The organism is Rhizobium sophorae (assembly GCF_013087515.1).
GTDB classification, from domain to species: domain Bacteria; phylum Pseudomonadota; class Alphaproteobacteria; order Rhizobiales; family Rhizobiaceae; genus Rhizobium; species Rhizobium sophorae.
Genome location: NZ_JABFCN010000034.1, coordinates 90,505 through 109,563 on the forward strand (window position 1 = coordinate 90,505; position 19,059 = coordinate 109,563).

Genomic DNA, 19,059 nt, shown 5'->3' on the forward strand with positions numbered 1-19,059 from the left:
CCTGATAGACTGCCCGGCATTCGACCTCTCAAATCTTCTCAGTCGCGGCGCAATTTTTCAGAAATAAGAACGGCCCCGGAAAATCCGGGGCCGTTCGAATAAGAGGGGCCGGTCAACAATCAGGCGGCACGGTAGACCGGCGCGCCGGTGGCTTCGCCGTCGATCTTGAACTGCTGGATGAGCCTGCGTAGCGAATCGGCCTCGTCGGCCAGTTCGCGGCTGGCGGCAGTCGTCTCCTCCACCATGGCGGCGTTCTGCTGGGTCATCTGGTCCATCTGGTTGACCGTCGCGTTGACGCTCTGCAGCGCGTTGGATTGGTCGTGGCTGGCGCGAGCGATCATCTCGACATGCTGGCTGATCGTGACGATCTGGGCGCTGATCTTGGCGAGCACCGTGCCGGTCTCCTGCACGAATTGCGAGCCGGAATTGACCTCGTTGGTCGACTTGTTGATTAGCCCCTTGATCTCCTGCGCCGCGGCGGCAGAGCGCTGGGCCAGTTCGCGGACCTCCATCGCGACCACCGCGAAGCCTTTGCCGGCTTCACCGGCGCGCGCTGCCTCGATGCCGGCGTTGAGTGCCAGGAGGTTGGTCTGGAAGGCGATCTCGTCGATGACGCCGATGATCTGCTCGATCTGGCGCGAGGCACCTTCGATGCGGCTCATCGCGTCGATAGCATTGCTGACCACGACGGCGGAATCGTCGGCGCTGCGCTTGGCCTGACGGACGATCTGGTCGGCATCCTTGGCGCGTTCAGCCGACGAGCGAACCGTGACGGTAATCTGGTCGACCGCAGCCGCGGTCTCTTCGAGCGAGGCTGCCTGCTGTTCGGTACGCTTGGAGAGGTCCTCGGCCGACTGGGCCATCTGGTTGCCGTTGCCCTGGATCAGCTCGACATTGTCGCGGATCTGGCTCATCGTCGCCTGCAGGCGCATCATCGAACCGTTGAAATCCTGGCGAAGCTGTTCGAGACGGCCGATGAAGGGCGTTCCGATCGTCGTCGAGATATCGCCCTGCGACATGCGTTCGAGGCCGGCGGCAAGCGCGTTGACCGCGAATTCGATCTGACGATCCATCTCGCGCTTTTCGGCGTCGTTGCGCTGGCGCTCGTGTTCGGCGGCGGCGCGTTCCTCGTCGCTCTGCTCCTCGATGCGGATCTTCGAGATGGCGTTTTCCTTGAAGATGCCGAGCGCGCGAGCCATGTCGCCGATTTCATCGTGGCGCTGCTCGCCGGAGATGCTGGTTTCCAGCGCCCCTTCGGCAATGCGGCGCATGGCGGCGGTGATCTGGCTGATCGGGCGCTGCAGCGTCAGCACAAGGGCAATGCCGCCGAGGATCGACACAAGGATGCCGAGGCCGGTGGTCATGACGGAGATGCTGTTTGCCTGGGTGCGCTCGGTGCCGGCCGTCTGCTTCTGCAGTTCGGCAAAATCGGTCAGCTTTTTCCAGATCTGGTCAAGCTCCTGGCGGGCCGCGGCATAGGCCGCGACGCGCTCGCCGATCGTGTCGACGATCTTCGAGCCGCCGCCGGAGATGACGTCCAGCGCCGGCTGGATCGCGCCGGATATGCCTTCGGCAAAGCCCATGCCCTTGGCGCTGGTGACCAGCACCTGCATGTCCTTGCCGAGCGTGCCGGCCTGCTGCTGCAGGCGGACGAGATTTTCCTTGCTGGAATCGGCGAGGAAATCGGAAAGAACGATCTGCAGCGAATAGACGGAATTTTCGAGACGTCTCGTATCCTGCAGGACCGAATTGGCCTGGGCAATCCGGCCGTCGAGCGCGGCGAATTCCTGCGTCGCGTCACGCATTTTCTGCGTCGCGGTCAACTGCGTATAGGTCGCGGTCTGGCGGAAGCGCGAAACGAGACGGCCGAGTTCGGTGGCGGTCTCGTCGGTTGGATTGGGCGTCTGGGCGATCGTCTTGATGCCGTCGATGGTCGCAGCCAGCGCGTCGACGACATTCTTCTGGTTGCTCGGAACCGAGATGGCAATCAGACGCTGAGATTTGACGATCTCCGGCATCTGTTCGTTGATGAAGGCGATCTTGTCCTGCGGTGTCTGCGGCTTGCTGAAGCCGCTGGCGATGGTGCCGAGAAAATCGCCGCCCTTCAGCAGGCGATCAGCGGTGCGAAGGGTAGCGGTGGCGGCACTCTCATCGCTTTGGACGGTATTTTGCAATTCCTCGGCCTGGTAGGACACAGTGAAGCGGGTGCTGATCACGCTCTTCTGCGCTGCGTCGATCTGCTCATGCAATGCCTGTTCCTGCTCGTGCAGCGCCCAGAGCTTGTCGACGACGCCCGAAATCTCCTTGGTGCGTCGCGATGCCTCCGCAAGGCTGTCGCGGCCGGCGGCCTCGTCGCCGACCTGGCTCAGGGTCTGGTCGAGCACACCTTGCTGGGTCTTCAGATCCGCGATCAGCTTGTCGCGCGCCTGCTGGCTGGTGACGCGCAGGAAATCGTCCATCGAGCCGTAGAGATCCTTGAAGCCGCTCAACGACTGCAGCACGCTGTTGGATATTTCCATGCGGCCCTGCAGAAGTCCGGAAGCATAGAGGCCCGTCAGGCCCACCGCCGAAATGGTGACGACGAAAGGCAGAACGAAGATCAGAACCTTGGTCTTGATCCTGAAGCGGGAAAGAATTTTGTCAATCAGCATGGCGTTCCGGGCCTTTCATACACCACTCCTCCCGCAGGCGGCCACATGGCGCCAGCCGGGTGCACATCGAGCTGTCCTTATTTACATTGGGGAACCCGGAGGCCAGGCGGCAGTCATTGCCAGTTCACGTCCAAACAACTTGGATATGCCCAAATATTCGCGAGCAATTGTGTCAGATTAGATATTAATTTTCGGATAAGCGGCTATGGCGGGATAAGCCAAGGCCGTGAAATAGTTGCAAGTTATGGGCCGCGACGCCGCGGTGCGACAATGAGCATGTCGCAACGTTGGTTCCAGGTCTGCGGACAGGATCAGATGAAGTGCGAGAGCAGCAGCGCGAGGCTGGCGGCAGTGGCGCCAGCTGCAAGCATCAGATAGCGCAGGGCGACCATCCGGGCGTTCGGCTTTGCCTCGGCAATTGCGATGGCGCGGGCGCGTCGTGCGTTTCTGTCCATGGTCGAAACCTCACTTCTCTCTGACACAACAACAATCCAACAAATCGGCTTGCCGGTAAAGCTTAATTTAGGGACGACCTTACAAACCGCCAATTGAGACAGGATGGCGCACCTCTATTAAGAAGTCTTGAATCGGTATCTCCAGATACTTCCTAGGCATGTCAAAAAATGTGCAGCGGTTTTGGGCCCACGACATGCATCAAAACAAAGAGCTTTAGACGCATTCGCCGGCGGCAAAACCGGAAGCCCAGGCCCACTGGAAATTATAGCCGCCGAGCCAGCCTGTGACGTCGACGCATTCGCCGATGAAATAAAGGCCGGGCACGGCTTTTGCTTCCATGCTGCGGGAATCGAGCGCTGACGTGTCGATGCCGCCGAGCGTCACTTCGGCGGTGCGGTAACCTTCCGAGCCGGACGGTTTAACCACCCAGTTCTGGACGCCGGCGGCAAGACGCAGCAGCGCCTTGTCGGGCAGGTCGGCCATGTTGCCGGAGATCTTCTTTTCGCGCTCGACGAGAAATTGGGCCAGCCGTTTCGGCAGGATATCGCCGAGTGCCGTCTGCGGCGATTGACGGCCATTGATCTGTTTTGCCGTCTTCAGATGGGCCGCGATGTCGATATCCGGTTCGATCGAGACCACGACCTCGTCGCCCTCGCGCCAATAGGAAGAGATCTGCAGGATGGCGGGGCCGCTCAGCCCGCGATGGGTGAAGAGCAGCGCTTCGCGGAAGGCGGTCCTGCCGTGGCGGATTTCGGCCGGGGCGGCAATGCCGGCGAGCGGCGCGATGCTTTCCAGCAGGCCGGGATCGAGCGTCAGCGGCACGAGGCCGGGTCGGGTTTCGAGCACGGCCAAGCCGAACTGCTCGGCAAGGCGATAGGCAAAGCCGGTGGCGCCCATCTTCGGGATCGACTTGCCGCCGGTGGCGACGATCAGCGACGATGCTTCACAGTGACCTTCGCTCGTCGATACCCGGAAGCCGGCTTCGGTCTTTTCGACGCCTGATACTTCGGTGCCAAGATGCAGCACTGCACCGGCCATGCGCATCTCCGCCAGCAGCATGCGGATGATGTCTTTGGCGCTATCGTCGCAGAAAAGCTGGCCCAGCGTCTTCTCGTGCCAGGCGATGCCGTGGCCGTCGACCATGGCGATGAAATCGGCGGGCGTGAAACGGGCAAGCGCCGACTTGCAGAAATGCGGGTTGGCGGAGAGGAAATTCTTCGGTCCGGCATGGATATTGGTGAAATTGCAGCGGCCGCCGCCTGATATGCGGATCTTCTCGCCAGGCGCCCTGGCATGGTCGAGGATGACGACCGAGCGGCCGCGTTTTCCGGCACGGATGGCCGCCATCATGCCCGCCGCCCCGGCGCCGATGACGATAACGTCGCTTTTGCGCTGCAAACCCGTTTCCCCGATCAAAATCACCTCTTCTTTTTCCATCAAAGGGCGAAAGTCAACGTTTGCCACCCCTCGCCAATTGGCAAAGTCTGGTTATGATGGCGCCACGATCAACGCAAACCGGTGTGTCATGTCCCCAAAAAAGACGACGCTGAAGCCTGCCAGAAACGTACCCGCCTCGAAGAAAACTCCCCCGGAGCCCGGATCCCTGCGCGGCGTTGCGAACTGGAAGGAAGCAGCGCGGTGGCTGAGGGACAGGGGCATCGAAGACATCGAATGCATCACGCCGGACCTTGCCGGCGTTCCGCGCGGCAAGATGATGCCGAGCTCGAAATTCACTTCGAACACCTCGCTGGCGCTGCCGTCGGCGATCTACCGGCATACGATTTCGGGCGAATATCCCGACGAGACGGAAAGCTTCCGCTATGAGCCGCGCGACAGCGACCTCAAGCTGATGCCCGACCTTTCGACGCTTTCCGTCGTGCCCTGGGAAACCGACCCGACGGCACAGGTGATCTGCGATATCGTCGATTCGGACGGTGGGGAAGTGCCCTATACGCCGCGCAACGTGCTGAAGCGGATCATGAGCCTCTATCATGAGCGCGGCTGGAAACCGATCGTGGCGCCCGAGATCGAATTCTATCTCGTCGCCAAGAACGACGATCCCGACTATCCGCTGCACCCGCCCAAAGGCCGGTCCGGCCGCTCGATCCTCGGCGGCCAGGGCTATTCGATCGCCGGCATCAACGAGTTCGACGAACTGATCGACGACGTCTATCATTTCTCGGAGAAGCAGGGGCTGGAGATCGATACGCTGATCCATGAAGAGGGACCGGCACAGCTCGAGATCAACCTGCGCCACGGCAATCCGATCGAGCTTGCCGACCAGGTGTTCCTGTTCAAGCGGACGATCCGCGAGGCGGCGCTGAAACACGACATCTACGCGACCTTCATGGCTAAGCCGATGCAGGGCCAGCCGGGCTCGGCGATGCATATCCACCAATCGGTGGTCAATATCGAGACCGGCAAGAACATCTTCTCCAATCCCGATGGCTCGGCTTCGAAGGAATTCTTCCATTTCATCGGCGGCATGCAGAAATTCGTGCCGAGCGCGATGGCGATGCTGGCGCCCTATGTGAATTCCTACCGGCGCCTGCAGCCCGATATGTCCTGCCCGGTCAACAATGCCTGGGGTTACGACAACCGGACGACCGCCTTCCGTGTCCCGGTCTCCGATCCACAGGCGCGGCGCGTGGAAAACCGGCTGCCGAGTTCGGACGCCAATCCCTATCTCGCGCTCGCCGCTTCGCTCGCCTCCGGCCTGCTCGGCATCATGAAGGAGATCGAGCCGACGGCGCCGACCGAGGATTCGGCCAATGAGGGTTCGATCGACCTGCCGCGCGGCCTGCTGGAAGCCGTGGCACTGCTCGAGGACGAACCCGCCTTCGAGGAGATATTCGGCAAGCAGTTCATCGGCCTTTATGCCGGCGTCAAGCGCGGCGAGTTCGAGACCTTCATGCAGGTGATCAGCCCCTGGGAGCGGGAATTCCTTCTGCTCAACGTGTGAGGGAAGCATCATGGCATCGCAGGAGACGTGGCAGAGCCCGATCGCGCCCGGGCTGTCCTGGTATCAGGCAACCGTGGGGGAGCGGCCCACCTACCCCGCTCTCGACGGATCGAGAACATGCGACGTCGCGATTGTCGGCGGCGGTTATACCGGCCTGCAGGCCGCCTATAATCTTGCCAAGTCAGGCGTTTCGGTGGTCCTGATTGACGCCTGCCGCTTCGGCGACGGGGCGTCCGGGCGCAATGGCGGCCAACTCGGCACGGGTCAGCGATGGTGGCCGGAAGAACTCGAGGAGAAGGTCGGCTACGAACGCTCGAAGGCGCTGTTCGATCTTGCCGAGGCGGCCAAGCGCCATCTCATCGATTTCGCCCGCGAGCACCAGATCGAGATCGACTATGTGCCCGGCCAGCTCAATGTCGCACACAAGGCGAGCTACAAACGCGACTACTATGAAAATGCTGAAATCGCCGCAGAGCGCTACGGCTATCCGCATCTCAGCTTCATGGACGAGGAGGAAACGCAGGAGAGGCTCGGTTCGAAGCGTTTCCATTGCGGCGTGCGCGATGTCGGCACCGGCCACATTCATCCGCTGAAGCTGCTGGTGGGGCTGGCGCGGGTCGCCGCCAACGCGGGCGCTGAAATCTTCGAGATGACCAAGGCAACGGCGATCCGCCAAAGCGGCGGCAAGGTGACAATCGAAACCGAAAGGGGGACGATCACCGCTGAGCGCGCTCTGATCGCCTGCAACGGCCATATCGGCGACCTCGAGCCGGTGACGGCGAGCCATGTCATGCCGATCCGCTCCTTCATCGGCGCCACGGCGCCGCTCGACGGGCATCCCGATGTGCTGCCCGGGGGCGAGGCTGTGGCCGATTCGCGCTTCGTCGTGCGCTACTTCCGCAAATTCGGCGACGGCCGCCTGCTGTTCGGCGGGCGCGAGGCCTATACCTCGGACAATCCGCGGGACATTTCGCAGCACATCCGCCGGCAGATCGCCGAGATCTATCCGGACCTGAAGGACATCGAGATCACCCATGCCTGGGGCGGCAGCGTCGGCATCACCTTGCCGCGCCAGCCCTTCGTGCGCGAGGTCATGCCCGGCGTCATCTCGATCGGCGGTTATTCCGGCCATGGCGTCATGCTGTCAAACTACTGTGGCAAGCTCTACGCGGAAACGGTGCTTGGAAAATCTCGCGATCTCGACCTCTTCACATCGCTTGATATTCCAGCCTTTCCCGGTGGTGCGCGCATGCGGGCGCCGTTGCTTTTCCTCGCCTTGTCGTGGTTTGCGCTTCGCGACAAGTTTTAGTCCGATTGCGGATTTCCTCTTCCGGAAATTCGCTCTAAAACCGGTGCCTGAGAGATTCATTGCACTGCACACTGGCTTTTTTAAATCGATTAGATTAAAAGAGCCGTCAACCAAGCCTGATTGAGAGACAAGCTCATGAGCAGCCAGATTATTCCCGTTGAGCCTTTTGATTACGTCGTTTTCGGCGGCAGCGGCGACCTTGCCGAGCGCAAGTTGCTGCCCGCCCTTTATCATCGCCAGATCGAAGGCCAGTTCAGCGAACCGACCCGCGTGATCGGCGCCTCGCGCAGCCCGTTGACCCACGAGGAATACCGCAATTTTGCCCGCGATGCGCTGAAGGAACACCTGAAGAAGGGCGAATATGACGAGGCTGAGGTGGAGAAGTTCTGTGCCCGCCTCTACTACGTCTCGGTCGATGCCCGCACCGACAGCGGCTGGGATCAGCTGAAGAAATTGCTGGATGAGGGCAAGGAGCGCGTGCGCGCCTTCTATCTGGCGGTTGCGCCCGGCATCTTCGGCGACATTTCGCAGAAGATCCACGACCACAAGCTGATCACCAAGTCGACCCGCATCGTCGTCGAGAAGCCGATCGGCCGCGACCTCGCCTCGGCGCTGCAGCTCAACGACACGATCGGCCGCGCCTTCAAGGAAGAGCAGATCTTCCGCATCGACCACTATCTCGGCAAGGAGACGGTGCAGAACCTGATGGCGCTGCGCTTTGCCAACGCGCTCTACGAGCCGCTGTGGAACGCCAACTACATCGACCACGTGCAGATCACCGTGGCTGAATCGGTCGGCCTCGAAGGCCGCGCCGGCTATTACGACACTGCGGGTGCACTGCGCGACATGGTGCAGAACCACATCCTGCAACTGCTCTGCCTGACGGCGATGGAAGTGCCCTCGTCGATGGATTCGGAGGCCGTTCGCGACGAGAAGCTGAAGGTGCTGCGCGCGCTGAAGCCGCTCAATGCCTCCAACGTCGAGCAGGCGACGGTCCGCGGCCAGTATCGCGCCGGCGCATCGGGCACCGGCCCGGTCAAGGGCTACCTTGAAGAGCTCGAAGGCGGCGTCTCGAACACCGAGACCTTCGTCGCCATCAAGGCCGAGATCAACAACTGGCGCTGGGCCGGCGTTCCCTTCTACATCCGCACCGGCAAGCGCCTGACCGGGCGCATGTCCGAGATCGTCATCACCTTCAAGCCGATCCCGCACGCGATCTTCGACCAGGCGGCCGGGCGCATCGTCGCCAACCAGCTGATCATCCGCCTGCAGCCGGACGAGGGCGTCAAGCAGTCGCTGATGATCAAGGATCCGGGTCCAGGCGGCATGCGCCTGCGCAATGTCTCGCTCGACATGAGCTTCGCCCAGGCCTTCAATGTCCGTAATCCCGACGCCTACGAGCGTCTGCTGATGGACGTGATCCGCTCCAACCAGACATTGTTCATGCGCCGCGACGAAGTGGAAGCCGCATGGAAATGGGTGGATCCGATCCTCAAGGGTTGGGAAACGACCGGCCAGCAAGTGCAGGGCTATACGGCCGGCACCTGGGGGCCGAGCCAGGCCATCGCGCTGATCGAGCGTGACGGCCGCACCTGGCATGACGAAATCTAGGACGAAATCGATGGCATCGACCCTGCATTCCTTCGCCAGCGCCGCAGACCTCGCCGGCAGTCTCGCCGATAAGGTCGCGGATACGCTTTCGGCAGCGATCGCCGCCCGCGGAACGGCCTCCATCGCCGTTTCCGGCGGCTCCACACCGAAGGCCTTCTTCCAGGCGCTTTCGACACGCGACATCGCCTGGGAAAAAGTGACGATCACGCTTGTCGACGAACGCTTCGTGCCGGCCGACAATCCGCGCTCGAACCATCTGCTGGTCGACGCCAATCTGCTGCAGAACAAGGCGAAGGCGGCACGCTTCCTGCCGCTCTATCAGGATGTGGCCTCCGTGGAGGAGGCAGCAAGGCTCGCAACAGAGAAGACCAAGGCGATCAGTTCACCCTTCGACATCGTCATCCTCGGCATGGGCGGCGATGGCCACACGGCCTCGTTCTTTCCCGGCGGCAGCAATCTTGCCAAGGCGATCGATGCATCGACGCCGCGCGGCATCATCACCATGGAAGCGGAAGGAGCCGGCGAGCCGCGCCTGACCTTCACCTTCTCCAGTCTTGAGGATGCCGCACTCCTGGTTCTCCATATTGAGGGCGAAGGCAAAAAAGACGTTCTCGCCAAGGCGGAAGGCAGCGGTGACGAGGCAGAAATGCCGATCCGCGCCGTTCTGCGCCGGGCTACTTCCCCGGTCGAGATCTACTGGGCTCCCTGATCTGCCTTAGATCCATTGAGATTTTAGGCCGGAGCCGAAACAGATAGAGACAACGAACAAGGCAGGGATATTCCATGTCCGCTCACGCACGCATTTCTGCGATCACCGATCGCATCGTCGAACGCTCGAAACCCACCCGCGAGCGCTATCTGGAACGCCTGCGCGCCGCCGCCTCGCAGGGTGTCGCGCGCTCCGTGCTTGGCTGCGCCAACCTTGCCCACGGCTTCGCGGTCTGTTCCCCCGCCGACAAGGATGCGCTCGCCGGCGACCGCATCCCCAATCTCGGCATCATCACCGCCTATAACGACATGCTCTCGGCCCACCAGCCGTTCGAGACCTATCCGGCGATCATCCGCGAGGCAGCGGCCGAAGCAGGCGGCGTGGCGCAGGTGGCCGGCGGCGTGCCGGCGATGTGCGATGGCGTGACCCAGGGACAGCCCGGCATGGAGCTCTCGCTCTTCTCGCGCGACCTGATCGCCATGTCGGCGGGCGTCGGCCTGTCGCATAACATGTTCGATGCCGCCCTCTTCCTCGGCGTCTGCGACAAGATCGTGCCCGGTCTGGTGATCGCGGCGCTCTCCTTCGGGCACCTGCCGTCGATCTTCGTTCCGGCTGGTCCGATGACCACAGGCCTGCCGAACGACGAGAAGTCGCGCGTGCGCCAGCTCTTTGCCGAGGGCAAGGTCGGGCGCGCCGAACTGCTGGAGGCGGAATCGAAATCCTATCACGGCCCCGGCACCTGCACCTTCTACGGCACCGCCAATTCCAACCAGATGCTGATGGAGATCATGGGCTTCCACATGCCCGGCTCGTCCTTCATCAATCCCGGCACGCCGCTACGCGAAGCGCTGACGCGCGAAGCCGCCAAGCGGGCGCTGGCGATTACCGCCCTCGGCAACGAATTCACGCCGGCTGGCGAAATGATCGACGAGCGCTCGGTCGTCAACGGCGTCGTCGGCCTGCATGCGACCGGCGGCTCGACCAATCATACGCTGCACCTCGTCGCCATGGCGCGGGCAGCCGGCATCCAGCTCACTTGGCAGGACATTGCCGAGCTTTCGGAAGTCGTCCCGCTGCTTGCCCGCGTCTATCCGAACGGGCTTGCCGACGTGAACCATTTCCAGGCGGCCGGCGGCATGGGTTTCCTCATCAAGGAACTGTTGAAGCACGGTCTGGTGCACGACGACGTGCGCACCGTCTTCGGCCAGGGTCTCCAAGCCTATACGGTCGACGCCCGTCTCGGTGAAAACGGCGGCGTCCTGCGCGAGCCGTCGCCGGAAAAAAGCGTCGATCCCAAGGTTCTCTCCAGCATCGAGACGCCGTTCCAGGCGAATGGCGGGCTGAAGATGCTGCGCGGCAATCTCGGCAAGGCGGTCATCAAGATATCCGCCGTCAAGCCGGAGCGTCACATCATCGAGGCGCCGGCAATCATCTTCCACAGCCAGCAGGAACTGCAGGACGCCTTCAAGGAAGGCAAGCTCAACCGCGATTTCATCGCCGTCGTGCGCTTCCAGGGCCCGAAGGCGAACGGCATGCCGGAACTGCACAAGCTGACGCCGCCGCTCGGCGTGCTGCAGGACCGCGGCTTCCGCGTGGCGCTGCTCACCGACGGGCGTATGTCCGGCGCATCCGGCAAGGTGCCGGCCGCAATCCACGTCACGCCGGAAGCGGTCGACGGCGGCCCGATCGCCCGCATCCGCGAGGGCGACATCATTCGCCTCGACGCGATCAAGGGCACACTCGAGCTGCTCGTCGATGCGGCTGACTTGGCTGAGCGGGAGCCGGTGACCGTCGATCTCTCCGACAATGAATTCGGCATGGGCCGCGAGCTCTTCGCGCCGTTCCGCCGCGCCGTCGGACCTTCGGATCAGGGTGCGAGCGTGCTCTTCCACCACTGAGCGTGATGGCTTCTGGCAAACAAAAACCCGCGGGGGGGCGCGCAGCACCCCGCGGGTTTTCGATATCGGTGCAGTGATACCCGTTAGGCGCGGATATCGAGAACGTAGTCGCGGTGCGCCGGATGGGTGCTGTAGACGAAGATCTTGTTCAGCTCCTTCTGCGTCAGCAGGCGCAGAAAGCGGACGTCGATCGTATTGTTGGCGTTGACCTTCATCAGCAGGCAACCGACCTTGGTGATGCGGGCATCAGGAATATCCAGATAGAACTGCTTCGGCAGGCTGAACTGGGTGAGGATCGCGAGTGTCGCGCTGCTCATCGAGATCCGGACAATGTCGCAGCGGCGCGAAGCCGCGTGCATGACGCCCTTTTCCGTATATTCGATGCGCGCGGCATTCATCGTGTCCTCCATCTTGAACCGCGCCTCGCGGTCGTACATGAAGGATTCTTCCTTGCTCAGGAAATGAGATTTTGGCTGTGACGGATTGGAAGCGGCCACCTGCTTATCCCCCTCATAAATTGACGAGGAAAAGGTAGCAGCCGATCTTTAACAGAAAGTGAGAATTCGGTCCGTCCCGCACAATTCCTGGGGTGATTACCCCAAAAATGGCCGCCTTACTTTCGGTAGGTATGACCGGTTGCATCAAAGAGATGCAACTTCTGCCTGTCAGCGGCAAACCGCATCCTCTGGCCCTTCTTCACATCGTAGATGCCGGGCAGCTTGACGACGATCGGCTCGCCGGGAACCAGGCCCTCGATATAAAGCAGCGTCACTTCGCCGAGCGCTTCGACGATCGACACTTCACCTTCAAACAGGTAGTCGGCGCCATCGGCAACCCGGAGATCCTCCGGACGCACGCCGAAGCTTGCCTGCTTGCCCATTTCCGACGCATCGGTCGCCACATCGAGGGTCACCGACATGCCGCCGGTCAGCGTCACCGTCGTCTGGCTTCCGGTTCCGGCGACCGTCGCCGGAATGATGTTCATCGCCGGCGAGCCGATGAATTTCGCGACGAAGAGGTTTGCCGGGCGCTCGTAGAGGTCCAGCGGCGCGCCGACCTGCTCGATATTGCCGGCGGAGAGAACGACGATGCGATCAGCAAGCGTCATCGCCTCGACCTGGTCATGGGTGACGTAGATCATCGTCGTATCGGCCATCTGTTCGTTCAGACGGGCGATCTCGATGCGGGTCGCGACGCGCAGCGCGGCATCGAGGTTGGAGAGCGGCTCGTCGAACAGGAAGACCTTGGGATCGCGGCAGATGGCGCGGCCGATCGCCACGCGCTGGCGCTGGCCGCCGGAAAGCGCCTTCGGGAGGCGATCGAGATATTGGGTCAGTTGCAGGCTCTCGGCCGCCGCCCGGACGCGGCGGTCGATCTCCTGGCGGCTCTCGCCGGCGATCTTCATGCCGAACGCCATGTTGTCGAAGACAGTCATATGCGGGTAGAGCGCATAAGACTGGAAGACCATGGCGATGCCGCGCTTGGAGGGCGGCACGTCATTGACGAGATGGCCATCGATATACATCTCACCGCCGGTGATCGCCTCGAGACCGGCGATCATGCGCAGAAGCGTGGACTTGCCACAGCCGGACGGACCGACGAAGACGATGAATTCGCCCTGCTTGATATCGAGATCGATACCATGGAGAACATCCACGGAACCGTAGGATTTGCGGATATCCTTCAGCGTCAGTCCAGTCATTTCTCTCTCCCTGTGTTCCCTGGGCCTGTGTTTCCTTAGGCCTATGTTCCTTAGGCAAGACGGGCGAAATACGCCCCCCAGGCCGGAATATCGATCTTGTCGCCATAGTTGTTGCTGGTAAAGCCATGGCCCGTCAATGCCTGCCATTCTCCCGCCGGTAAGATGACGCCGGCCTCGGCCGGGCTCATGTTGAAGATGCAGAGAAGCTTCTCATTGCCGTATTCACGGGTGAAGACCAGGGTATCGCCCTGTGTTTCCTCGAATTCGATCTCGCCCTTGGCAAAAGCTGGGTGCAGCTTGCGAAAGGCGATGAAGCGGCGATAGTGCTCCAGCACGGAAGTCTCGTCGCCCAGTTGGACGCTGACGGCACGCAGGATATGTTCGACCGGCACCGGCAACCAGGGCTTGACCGTCGAGAAGCCGCCCTGGGCGACCTGGCTGTCCCAGACCATCGGCGTGCGGCAGCCGTCGCGGCCCTTGAATTCCGGCCAGAACTGGATGCCATAGGGGTCCTGCAGATCCTGATAGGCGAGATCGGCCTCGGTCAATGCCAGCTCCTCGCCCTGATAGAGACAGACGGAGCCGCGCATGGTCATCAGCAACGAAGCATAAAGCTTGGCAAAGGCGTCGTGGTCGGCGACCAGCCCGCCCCAACGGCTGACATGGCGCATGACGTCGTGATTGGAGAAGGCCCAGCAGGCCCAGCCATCCGGTGCCGCCGCTTCGAAATCCTGCATCACCTCTTCGACGCGCTCCGGCGTCAGCGGATCGGGCGCCAGGAACTCGAAGGCATAGCACATATGCATCTTGTCGTTGCCGGAGGTGTATTCGCCGACGATTTCGAGGCCGCGCTGGCTGTCGCCGACTTCGCCGACGGCGGCGATCGCCGGGAATTCCTCGAGAACGGCGCGGAAGCGCTTCAGGAAGGCAAGGTTTTCGGGCCGGTTCTTGTCGTAGAGATGCTCCTGAAAATTGTAGGGATTGACCGCCGGCGCCGTCGAGGCGTTGCGGCGCTCGGGCGCAAGCGCCGGATTGTCGCGCAGTTGCGTGTCATGGAAATAGAAATTGATGGTGTCGAGGCGGAAGCCGTCGACGCCGCGATTGAGCCAGAAGCGCACGACATCGAGCAGACGGTCCTGCACTTCCGGGTTATGCAGGTTCATATCCGGCTGCGAGGTCAGGAAGTTGTGCATGTAATATTGCATGCGCGTCGGATCCCACGCCCATGCCGAGCCGCCGAAAATCGACAGCCAATTGTTCGGCGGCGTGCCATCCGGCTTGGCATCGGCCCAGACATACCAGTCGGCCTTGGCGTTGGTCTTGCTGGACCGGCTTTGCACGAACCAGGGATGCTGATCCGAGCTGTGGGAGATGACGAGGTCGATCATCACGCGTATGCCGAGGCGATGGGCCTCGGCGATCATCGTGTCGAAATCCACCAGCGTGCCGAAGATCGAATCGACATTTTCGTAGTCGGAAACGTCATAACCGAAATCGCGCATCGGCGAGGTGAAGAAGGGCGAGATCCAGATCGCATCGACGCCAAGGTTTGCCACATGCGGCAGGCGGGCGGTGATGCCCTTCAGGTCGCCGATGCCGTCGCCGTTCGAATCCTGGTAGGAGCGCGGGTAGATCTGATAGATCACCGCGCCGCGCCACCAGTCCTTGTCAGGGGTCGAGATCGATTGGGAAGCCACGTTCATGGAATATCCTGTTTGAAGTCACGTTCGGGAATGGTCATCCTCCCTTGACCGAACCCGCCAGCAGACCGCGCACCAGGTAACGCTGAAGCCCGAAGAAGACGAGCAGCGGCACGATGATGGTGACGAAGGCTGACGCAGTCAAAATCTCCCAGTTGCCGCCGCGCGAGCCGAGCAGCGCGTTCAGGCTGCCGGTCAGCACGATGTGGTCCTTGTCGGTGCCGAGGAAGACCATGGCGACGAGCAGGTCGTTCCACACCCACAGGAACTGGAAGATGGCGAAGGAGGCGAGTGCCGGGAAGGACAGAGGTAAAACGATGCGGACGAAAATCTCGAAATCACTCGCGCCGTCGACGCGGGCGGATTCGATGATCTCCTTCGGCAGGCCGGCGATATAGGCCCGCAAGAGATAGATGGCGAGCGGCATGCCGAAAGCGGTATGAGCCAGCCAGATGCCGGGATAGGTCTTCGACGGCTGGCCGAGCATGTTGCCGATCTCGTTATAGAGACGCAGCAGCGGGATCAGCGACATCTGCAGCGGCACGACGATGAGGCCGACAACGAGCGCGATCAGGAGCGCGCGGCCGGGAAACTCCATCCAGCTCAGGGCATAAGCGGCGAAAGCGGCAATCAGGATCGGGATGATCGTCGCCGGGATCGTCACGGTCAGCGAGTTGATGAAGGATTGGCCGATGCCCTCGCCGGTCAGAACCGTCTTGTAATTCTGCATCGTGAATTCCGGCGGCGCCGAGACGGATGCATAGATGCGCCGCGGGCGTTGGTCGGGCGAAAAGGCGGCGTTCTTCACGTAGCGATAACTGCCGTCGCTGTTGATCTGCAGGGTTTCACCGTCGCCCAGATCGGCCGTCATGCCCGCGTCAAACGCTGCAGGCTGCTGCACTCGATTGCCGAAGGCCTTGACTGAACGGCCGGTCTGTCCTTCCAGGACATTGCCTGAGATGACGTAGGTGGTACCTTCCTGCCGTTGTTGGTCCGGCGTGCCCAAGCGCACGGCGACGGTCTGCGTCGAGCCGACGAAGGCCGTCCACCAGCCGGAGACGACAATCTGGTCCTTGTCACGCAACGCGCTGACGAAGATGCCGAGCGTTGGGATGAGCCAGACGATGACGATCAGCAAAACGGCGAGGTGGACGAAGAGACGGGCGGGGCCGATTTTGAAGTAGCTTCCGATAGCAGTCATCTCAGTGGCCCTTCAATTCGCGATTGGCGCGGCGCACGTTCCAGACCATGATCGGCGTGACGGCGAGCATGATGATGATGGCGATGACGGCACTTCGGCCGGAATCACCGCCACCGCGGAACATCCAGTCGAACATCAAGTTCGCCAGCACCATCGTCTGCCACTGGCCGTTGGTCATGGTCAGCACGATGTCGAAGACCTTGAGGACGAGGATAGTGATCGTCGTCCAGACGACGGCGATGGAGCCCCAGATCTGGGGTACCATGATACGCCAGAAGATCTGCCAGCCATTTGCGCCGTCGATGACGGCGGCCTCGATCGTCTCTTCCGGAATGCCGCGAAGAGCGGCCGACAGAATGACCATGGCGAAACCGGTCTGGATCCAGATCAGAATGATCATCAAGAAGAAGTTGTTCCAGAAGGGAATGGAGATCCACACCTCCGGCGTTCCGCCGAAAGTCTGGACGATGGCGTTCAGCAGGCCGATCTGGACGTCGTTACCGCCGCGATATTCATAGATGAATTTCCAAATGACCGAGGCGCCGACGAAGGAGATCGCCATCGGCATGAAGACGATGCTCTTGGCGATATTGCCCCACCAGATGCGATCGGTCATCACGGCGATGACGAGGCCGAAGAAGGTGCAGGCGGCCGGCACGACGGCGAGCCAGAGGATGTTGTTGAAGATCGACTGGCGGAATTCGCGGTCGCCAAGCGCCCATTTGTAGTTGGCGAGGCCGACGAACTGCAGACCGGCACGATCGTAGAAGGAGAGGATGAAGGTCGCAACGACGGGATAGACGAGATAGACGATGAGCAGGAAGAGCGCCGGGCCGATGAACAACCAAGGCCGGACAAGTGCACGCCGGTTCAGATTGCGCGATGCGGCGCGGATGTCGCCATCCTTCACCGGCAGAGCGAGGTCCAGGATCTTGTTCGAAAAATAGAAATAGGCCGAGCACGCGAAAACCGCGACGACCACGACGCCCAAAGCGGACACTATCTGCGACAGCATTTCGTCCCTCCCCTGCTTCCCCTGATCTTATACCGACCGGTTTTTATTGTGACGGGTCAACGCCGGTCACCGTCAATCTGTTTGTATAGCCCAATCACAATATATCCTGCGATGGCCGGGCTCTTTGCGAGCCCGGCCAGTCATGCAAGCCATGCCGCCGGTAAGCCGGCGGCATAATTTCGAGGATTACTTGATGCCGTCCCAGGCGCTCTGGATTTCGCCAGCGGCCTCTTCAGCGGATTTGCCGCCGACGAAATCGACCATGCCCGTCCAGAAGGCGCCGGCGCCGATCTTGCCCGGCATCAGGTCGGAGCCGTCGAAGCGGAAGGTGGTGGCGGAGGTCAGGATGTCGCCTTCCTTCTTCATCTGCGGGTTGGCATAGGCCTCGGTGCTGACGCTCTTATACGGCGTCAGGAAGCTCGACTGCGCCATCCAGACCTCATGCGCGATCGGGGTCTTCAGGAAGTCGATGAAGGCGCGGGCCGTCTTCGAGTCCTTGGCGATCGAGACGAGCGTGCCGGCGCCGAGAACCGGCTTGCCGAGTTCGGGATGCGAAGCAAAGGTCGGCATGTAGAAGAAGTCGGCATCCTGGCCGAGCTTCGTGCCCTCAGGGAAGAAGGACGGGATGAACGAGGCCTGATGGTGCATGTAGCACTTCGGCGGAACCGCGAAGAGGCCCTTCGGGCTGTCGCGGAAATCGGTCGAGGCCACGGCCGCGACGCCGCCGTCGACGTATTTCTCGTTCTTGGCGAACTTGCCGAATTCGTCGATCGCGGCGACGACGGCCGGATCGGTGAACTTCAGCTCGTTGGTCGTCCACTTGTCGTAGGCTTCCGGCGGCTGCATGCGCAGCATGATATCCTCGACCCAATCGGTCGCCGGCCAGCCGGTGGCGCCGCCGGAACCAAGACCGATGCACCAGGGGACGCCGCCATCCTTGACGATCTGGTCGGTCAGGGCATGCAGCTCTTCCATGGTCGTCGGGATCTTGTAGCCGGCTTCCTCGAAGTTCTCCGGAACATACCAGACGAGCGACTTGACGTCGGCCTTATAAGGGAAGGCGTAGAAGGCTTCCTTGCCGTCCTTGCCCTTGTAGGTGCCGTAACCGACCCAGCTGTCGCCGGCGCCGTAATTGTCCTTGATCCACTTGGAATTGTCGTCGCCGAGCGGCGTCAGGAAGCCCTTGCTGGCGAGATCGGCGAGCAGGCCCGGCTGCGGCAGAATGGCAATGTTTGGCGGCGAGCCCGCCTGCGTGTCGATGACGATCTGCTGTTCGTAGTTTTCCGAAGAGGAGTATTTGGCATCGATGCCGGTGGCTTCGGTGAAGTAGGCAAGCACGCTCATGAAGAACGCCTCGTCCTCGCCGCGCCACGGCCCGAAGATCGTCAGCGGCTGACCCTTCAGATCGGCATGCGCAGCCTTGAATTCGTCATAGCTCTTCCAGTTGAACTTGGCATCCTGTCCCGGCGCAAATTTCAGATCGGCCGCAGACGCAGCACCGGCAAAAAGCGCTGCCACGGCAACGCCCATCAAAAATGACTTTTTCATGTGATCATCCTCCCATCACAATCCCAACTGCGCTGAATTCCCTCAATAAAGAAATTTCAAAGCGCTTTGACACCCAACTCATTCCACTTTCGGTGGAATGGAGTCAAGTCAATTCGCGAAAACCCGCTGTGAACATGCCGGATATCGCGGCATATCGCGGCGCAGCAGCGCCTATCGGGAAATATGGATCGATTTTTCTTGAGTCAAGCGCGCCAGATGATACATAATTGAAAGCGCTTTGGATGTCGCTGGGAGGCGGCAGGCCTTTTCAAGACGGCTAACGGGGCGGGCTGGGAG

14 protein-coding genes are annotated in these 19,059 nt (G+C 61.5%); 5 read left to right on the forward strand and 9 right to left on the reverse strand.

The features are described 5' to 3' along the window. Positions 1-119 precede the first annotated feature (119 nt). The 3 genes from G9X64_RS20505 to G9X64_RS20515 form a co-directional block, all read right to left on the reverse strand. Positions 120-2,651 (reverse strand): methyl-accepting chemotaxis protein, encoded by a 2,532-nt coding sequence (locus G9X64_RS20505; RefSeq protein ID WP_171377340.1) that lies wholly within the window; start codon positions 2,649-2,651, stop codon positions 120-122. A gap of 311 nt (positions 2,652-2,962) precedes the next feature. Further along, positions 2,963-3,106, reverse strand: coding sequence for a hypothetical protein (locus G9X64_RS20510; RefSeq protein WP_168310473.1), 144 nt, complete (start codon positions 3,104-3,106; stop codon positions 2,963-2,965). Between the two features lie 214 nt (positions 3,107-3,320). Continuing rightward, on the reverse strand, positions 3,321-4,544 hold the full coding sequence (locus G9X64_RS20515) for a BaiN/RdsA family NAD(P)/FAD-dependent oxidoreductase (RefSeq protein WP_171377341.1): 1,224 nt from the start codon (positions 4,542-4,544) through the stop codon (positions 3,321-3,323). Positions 4,545-4,632: 88 nt separating this feature from the next. Here G9X64_RS20515 and G9X64_RS20520 point away from each other — a divergent pair, with 88 nt between their 5' ends. From G9X64_RS20520 to edd, 5 genes are all read left to right on the forward strand, one after another. Beyond that, the gene (locus G9X64_RS20520) at positions 4,633-6,069 is read left to right on the forward strand and encodes a glutamine synthetase family protein (RefSeq protein ID WP_168310475.1); all 1,437 of its coding nucleotides are present in this window, start codon (positions 4,633-4,635) and stop codon (positions 6,067-6,069) included. 10 nt (positions 6,070-6,079) lie between these two features. Continuing rightward, a complete protein-coding gene (locus G9X64_RS20525) occupies positions 6,080-7,378 on the forward strand; it encodes an NAD(P)/FAD-dependent oxidoreductase (RefSeq protein ID WP_171377342.1) in 1,299 nt (432 codons plus the stop codon). A gap of 135 nt (positions 7,379-7,513) precedes the next feature. Then, the gene (gene zwf / locus G9X64_RS20530) at positions 7,514-8,989 is read left to right on the forward strand and encodes a glucose-6-phosphate dehydrogenase (RefSeq protein ID WP_129417961.1); all 1,476 of its coding nucleotides are present in this window, start codon (positions 7,514-7,516) and stop codon (positions 8,987-8,989) included. 10 nt (positions 8,990-8,999) lie between these two features. After that, on the forward strand, positions 9,000-9,698 hold the full coding sequence (gene pgl / locus G9X64_RS20535) for a 6-phosphogluconolactonase (RefSeq protein ID WP_168314432.1): 699 nt from the start codon (positions 9,000-9,002) through the stop codon (positions 9,696-9,698). Positions 9,699-9,772: 74 nt separating this feature from the next. Continuing rightward, on the forward strand, positions 9,773-11,596 hold the full coding sequence (gene edd / locus G9X64_RS20540) for a phosphogluconate dehydratase (RefSeq protein WP_168314433.1): 1,824 nt from the start codon (positions 9,773-9,775) through the stop codon (positions 11,594-11,596). Between the two features lie 83 nt (positions 11,597-11,679). Here the strand turns inward: edd and G9X64_RS20545 are convergent, their stop codons facing one another. The 6 genes from G9X64_RS20545 to G9X64_RS20570 form a co-directional block, all read right to left on the reverse strand. After that, complete coding sequence (locus G9X64_RS20545; RefSeq protein WP_018445791.1) at positions 11,680-12,033, reverse strand: hypothetical protein; 354 nt, start codon at positions 12,031-12,033, stop codon at positions 11,680-11,682. Positions 12,034-12,209: 176 nt separating this feature from the next. After that, complete coding sequence (locus G9X64_RS20550; RefSeq protein WP_168310479.1) at positions 12,210-13,298, reverse strand: ABC transporter ATP-binding protein; 1,089 nt, start codon at positions 13,296-13,298, stop codon at positions 12,210-12,212. A 50-nt stretch (positions 13,299-13,348) separates the two neighbouring features. Next, complete coding sequence (gene bglA / locus G9X64_RS20555) at positions 13,349-15,001, reverse strand: beta-galactosidase BglA (protein WP_168310480.1); 1,653 nt, start codon at positions 14,999-15,001, stop codon at positions 13,349-13,351. A 34-nt stretch (positions 15,002-15,035) separates the two neighbouring features. Then, positions 15,036-16,199, reverse strand: a complete 1,164-nt coding sequence (locus G9X64_RS20560; protein ID WP_168310481.1) for a carbohydrate ABC transporter permease — start codon at positions 16,197-16,199, stop codon at positions 15,036-15,038. Between the two features lies 1 nt (position 16,200). Further along, positions 16,201-17,214, reverse strand: coding sequence for a carbohydrate ABC transporter permease (locus G9X64_RS20565; protein ID WP_129417954.1), 1,014 nt, complete (start codon positions 17,212-17,214; stop codon positions 16,201-16,203). Positions 17,215-17,400: 186 nt separating this feature from the next. Further along, on the reverse strand, positions 17,401-18,762 hold the full coding sequence (locus G9X64_RS20570; RefSeq protein ID WP_168310482.1) for an ABC transporter substrate-binding protein: 1,362 nt from the start codon (positions 18,760-18,762) through the stop codon (positions 17,401-17,403). Positions 18,763-19,059 lie beyond the last annotated feature (297 nt).

What these genes read in the sequence shown, in the direction of transcription:
- G9X64_RS20520 (WP_168310475.1), top strand. Translation starts at nt 4,633, where the DNA reads ATGTCCCCAAAAAAGACGACGCTGAAGCCTGCCAGAAACGTACCCGCC.
- pgl (WP_168314432.1), top strand. Translation starts at nt 9,000, where the DNA reads ATGGCATCGACCCTGCATTCCTTCGCCAGCGCCGCAGACCTCGCCGGC.
- G9X64_RS20525 (WP_171377342.1), top strand. Translation starts at nt 6,080, where the DNA reads ATGGCATCGCAGGAGACGTGGCAGAGCCCGATCGCGCCCGGGCTGTCC.
- bglA (WP_168310480.1), bottom strand. Translation starts at nt 15,001, where the DNA reads ATGAACGTGGCTTCCCAATCGATCTCGACCCCTGACAAGGACTGGTGG.
- G9X64_RS20510 (WP_168310473.1), bottom strand. Translation starts at nt 3,106, where the DNA reads ATGGACAGAAACGCACGACGCGCCCGCGCCATCGCAATTGCCGAGGCA.
- G9X64_RS20515 (WP_171377341.1), bottom strand. Translation starts at nt 4,544, where the DNA reads ATGGAAAAAGAAGAGGTGATTTTGATCGGGGAAACGGGTTTGCAGCGC.
- G9X64_RS20550 (WP_168310479.1), bottom strand. Translation starts at nt 13,298, where the DNA reads ATGACTGGACTGACGCTGAAGGATATCCGCAAATCCTACGGTTCCGTG.
- G9X64_RS20505 (WP_171377340.1), bottom strand. Translation starts at nt 2,651, where the DNA reads ATGCTGATTGACAAAATTCTTTCCCGCTTCAGGATCAAGACCAAGGTT.
- G9X64_RS20565 (WP_129417954.1), bottom strand. Translation starts at nt 17,214, where the DNA reads ATGCTGTCGCAGATAGTGTCCGCTTTGGGCGTCGTGGTCGTCGCGGTT.
- G9X64_RS20545 (WP_018445791.1), bottom strand. Translation starts at nt 12,033, where the DNA reads ATGTACGACCGCGAGGCGCGGTTCAAGATGGAGGACACGATGAATGCC.
- zwf (WP_129417961.1), top strand. Translation starts at nt 7,514, where the DNA reads ATGAGCAGCCAGATTATTCCCGTTGAGCCTTTTGATTACGTCGTTTTC.
- G9X64_RS20570 (WP_168310482.1), bottom strand. Translation starts at nt 18,762, where the DNA reads ATGAAAAAGTCATTTTTGATGGGCGTTGCCGTGGCAGCGCTTTTTGCC.
- G9X64_RS20560 (WP_168310481.1), bottom strand. Translation starts at nt 16,199, where the DNA reads ATGACTGCTATCGGAAGCTACTTCAAAATCGGCCCCGCCCGTCTCTTC.
- edd (WP_168314433.1), top strand. Translation starts at nt 9,773, where the DNA reads ATGTCCGCTCACGCACGCATTTCTGCGATCACCGATCGCATCGTCGAA.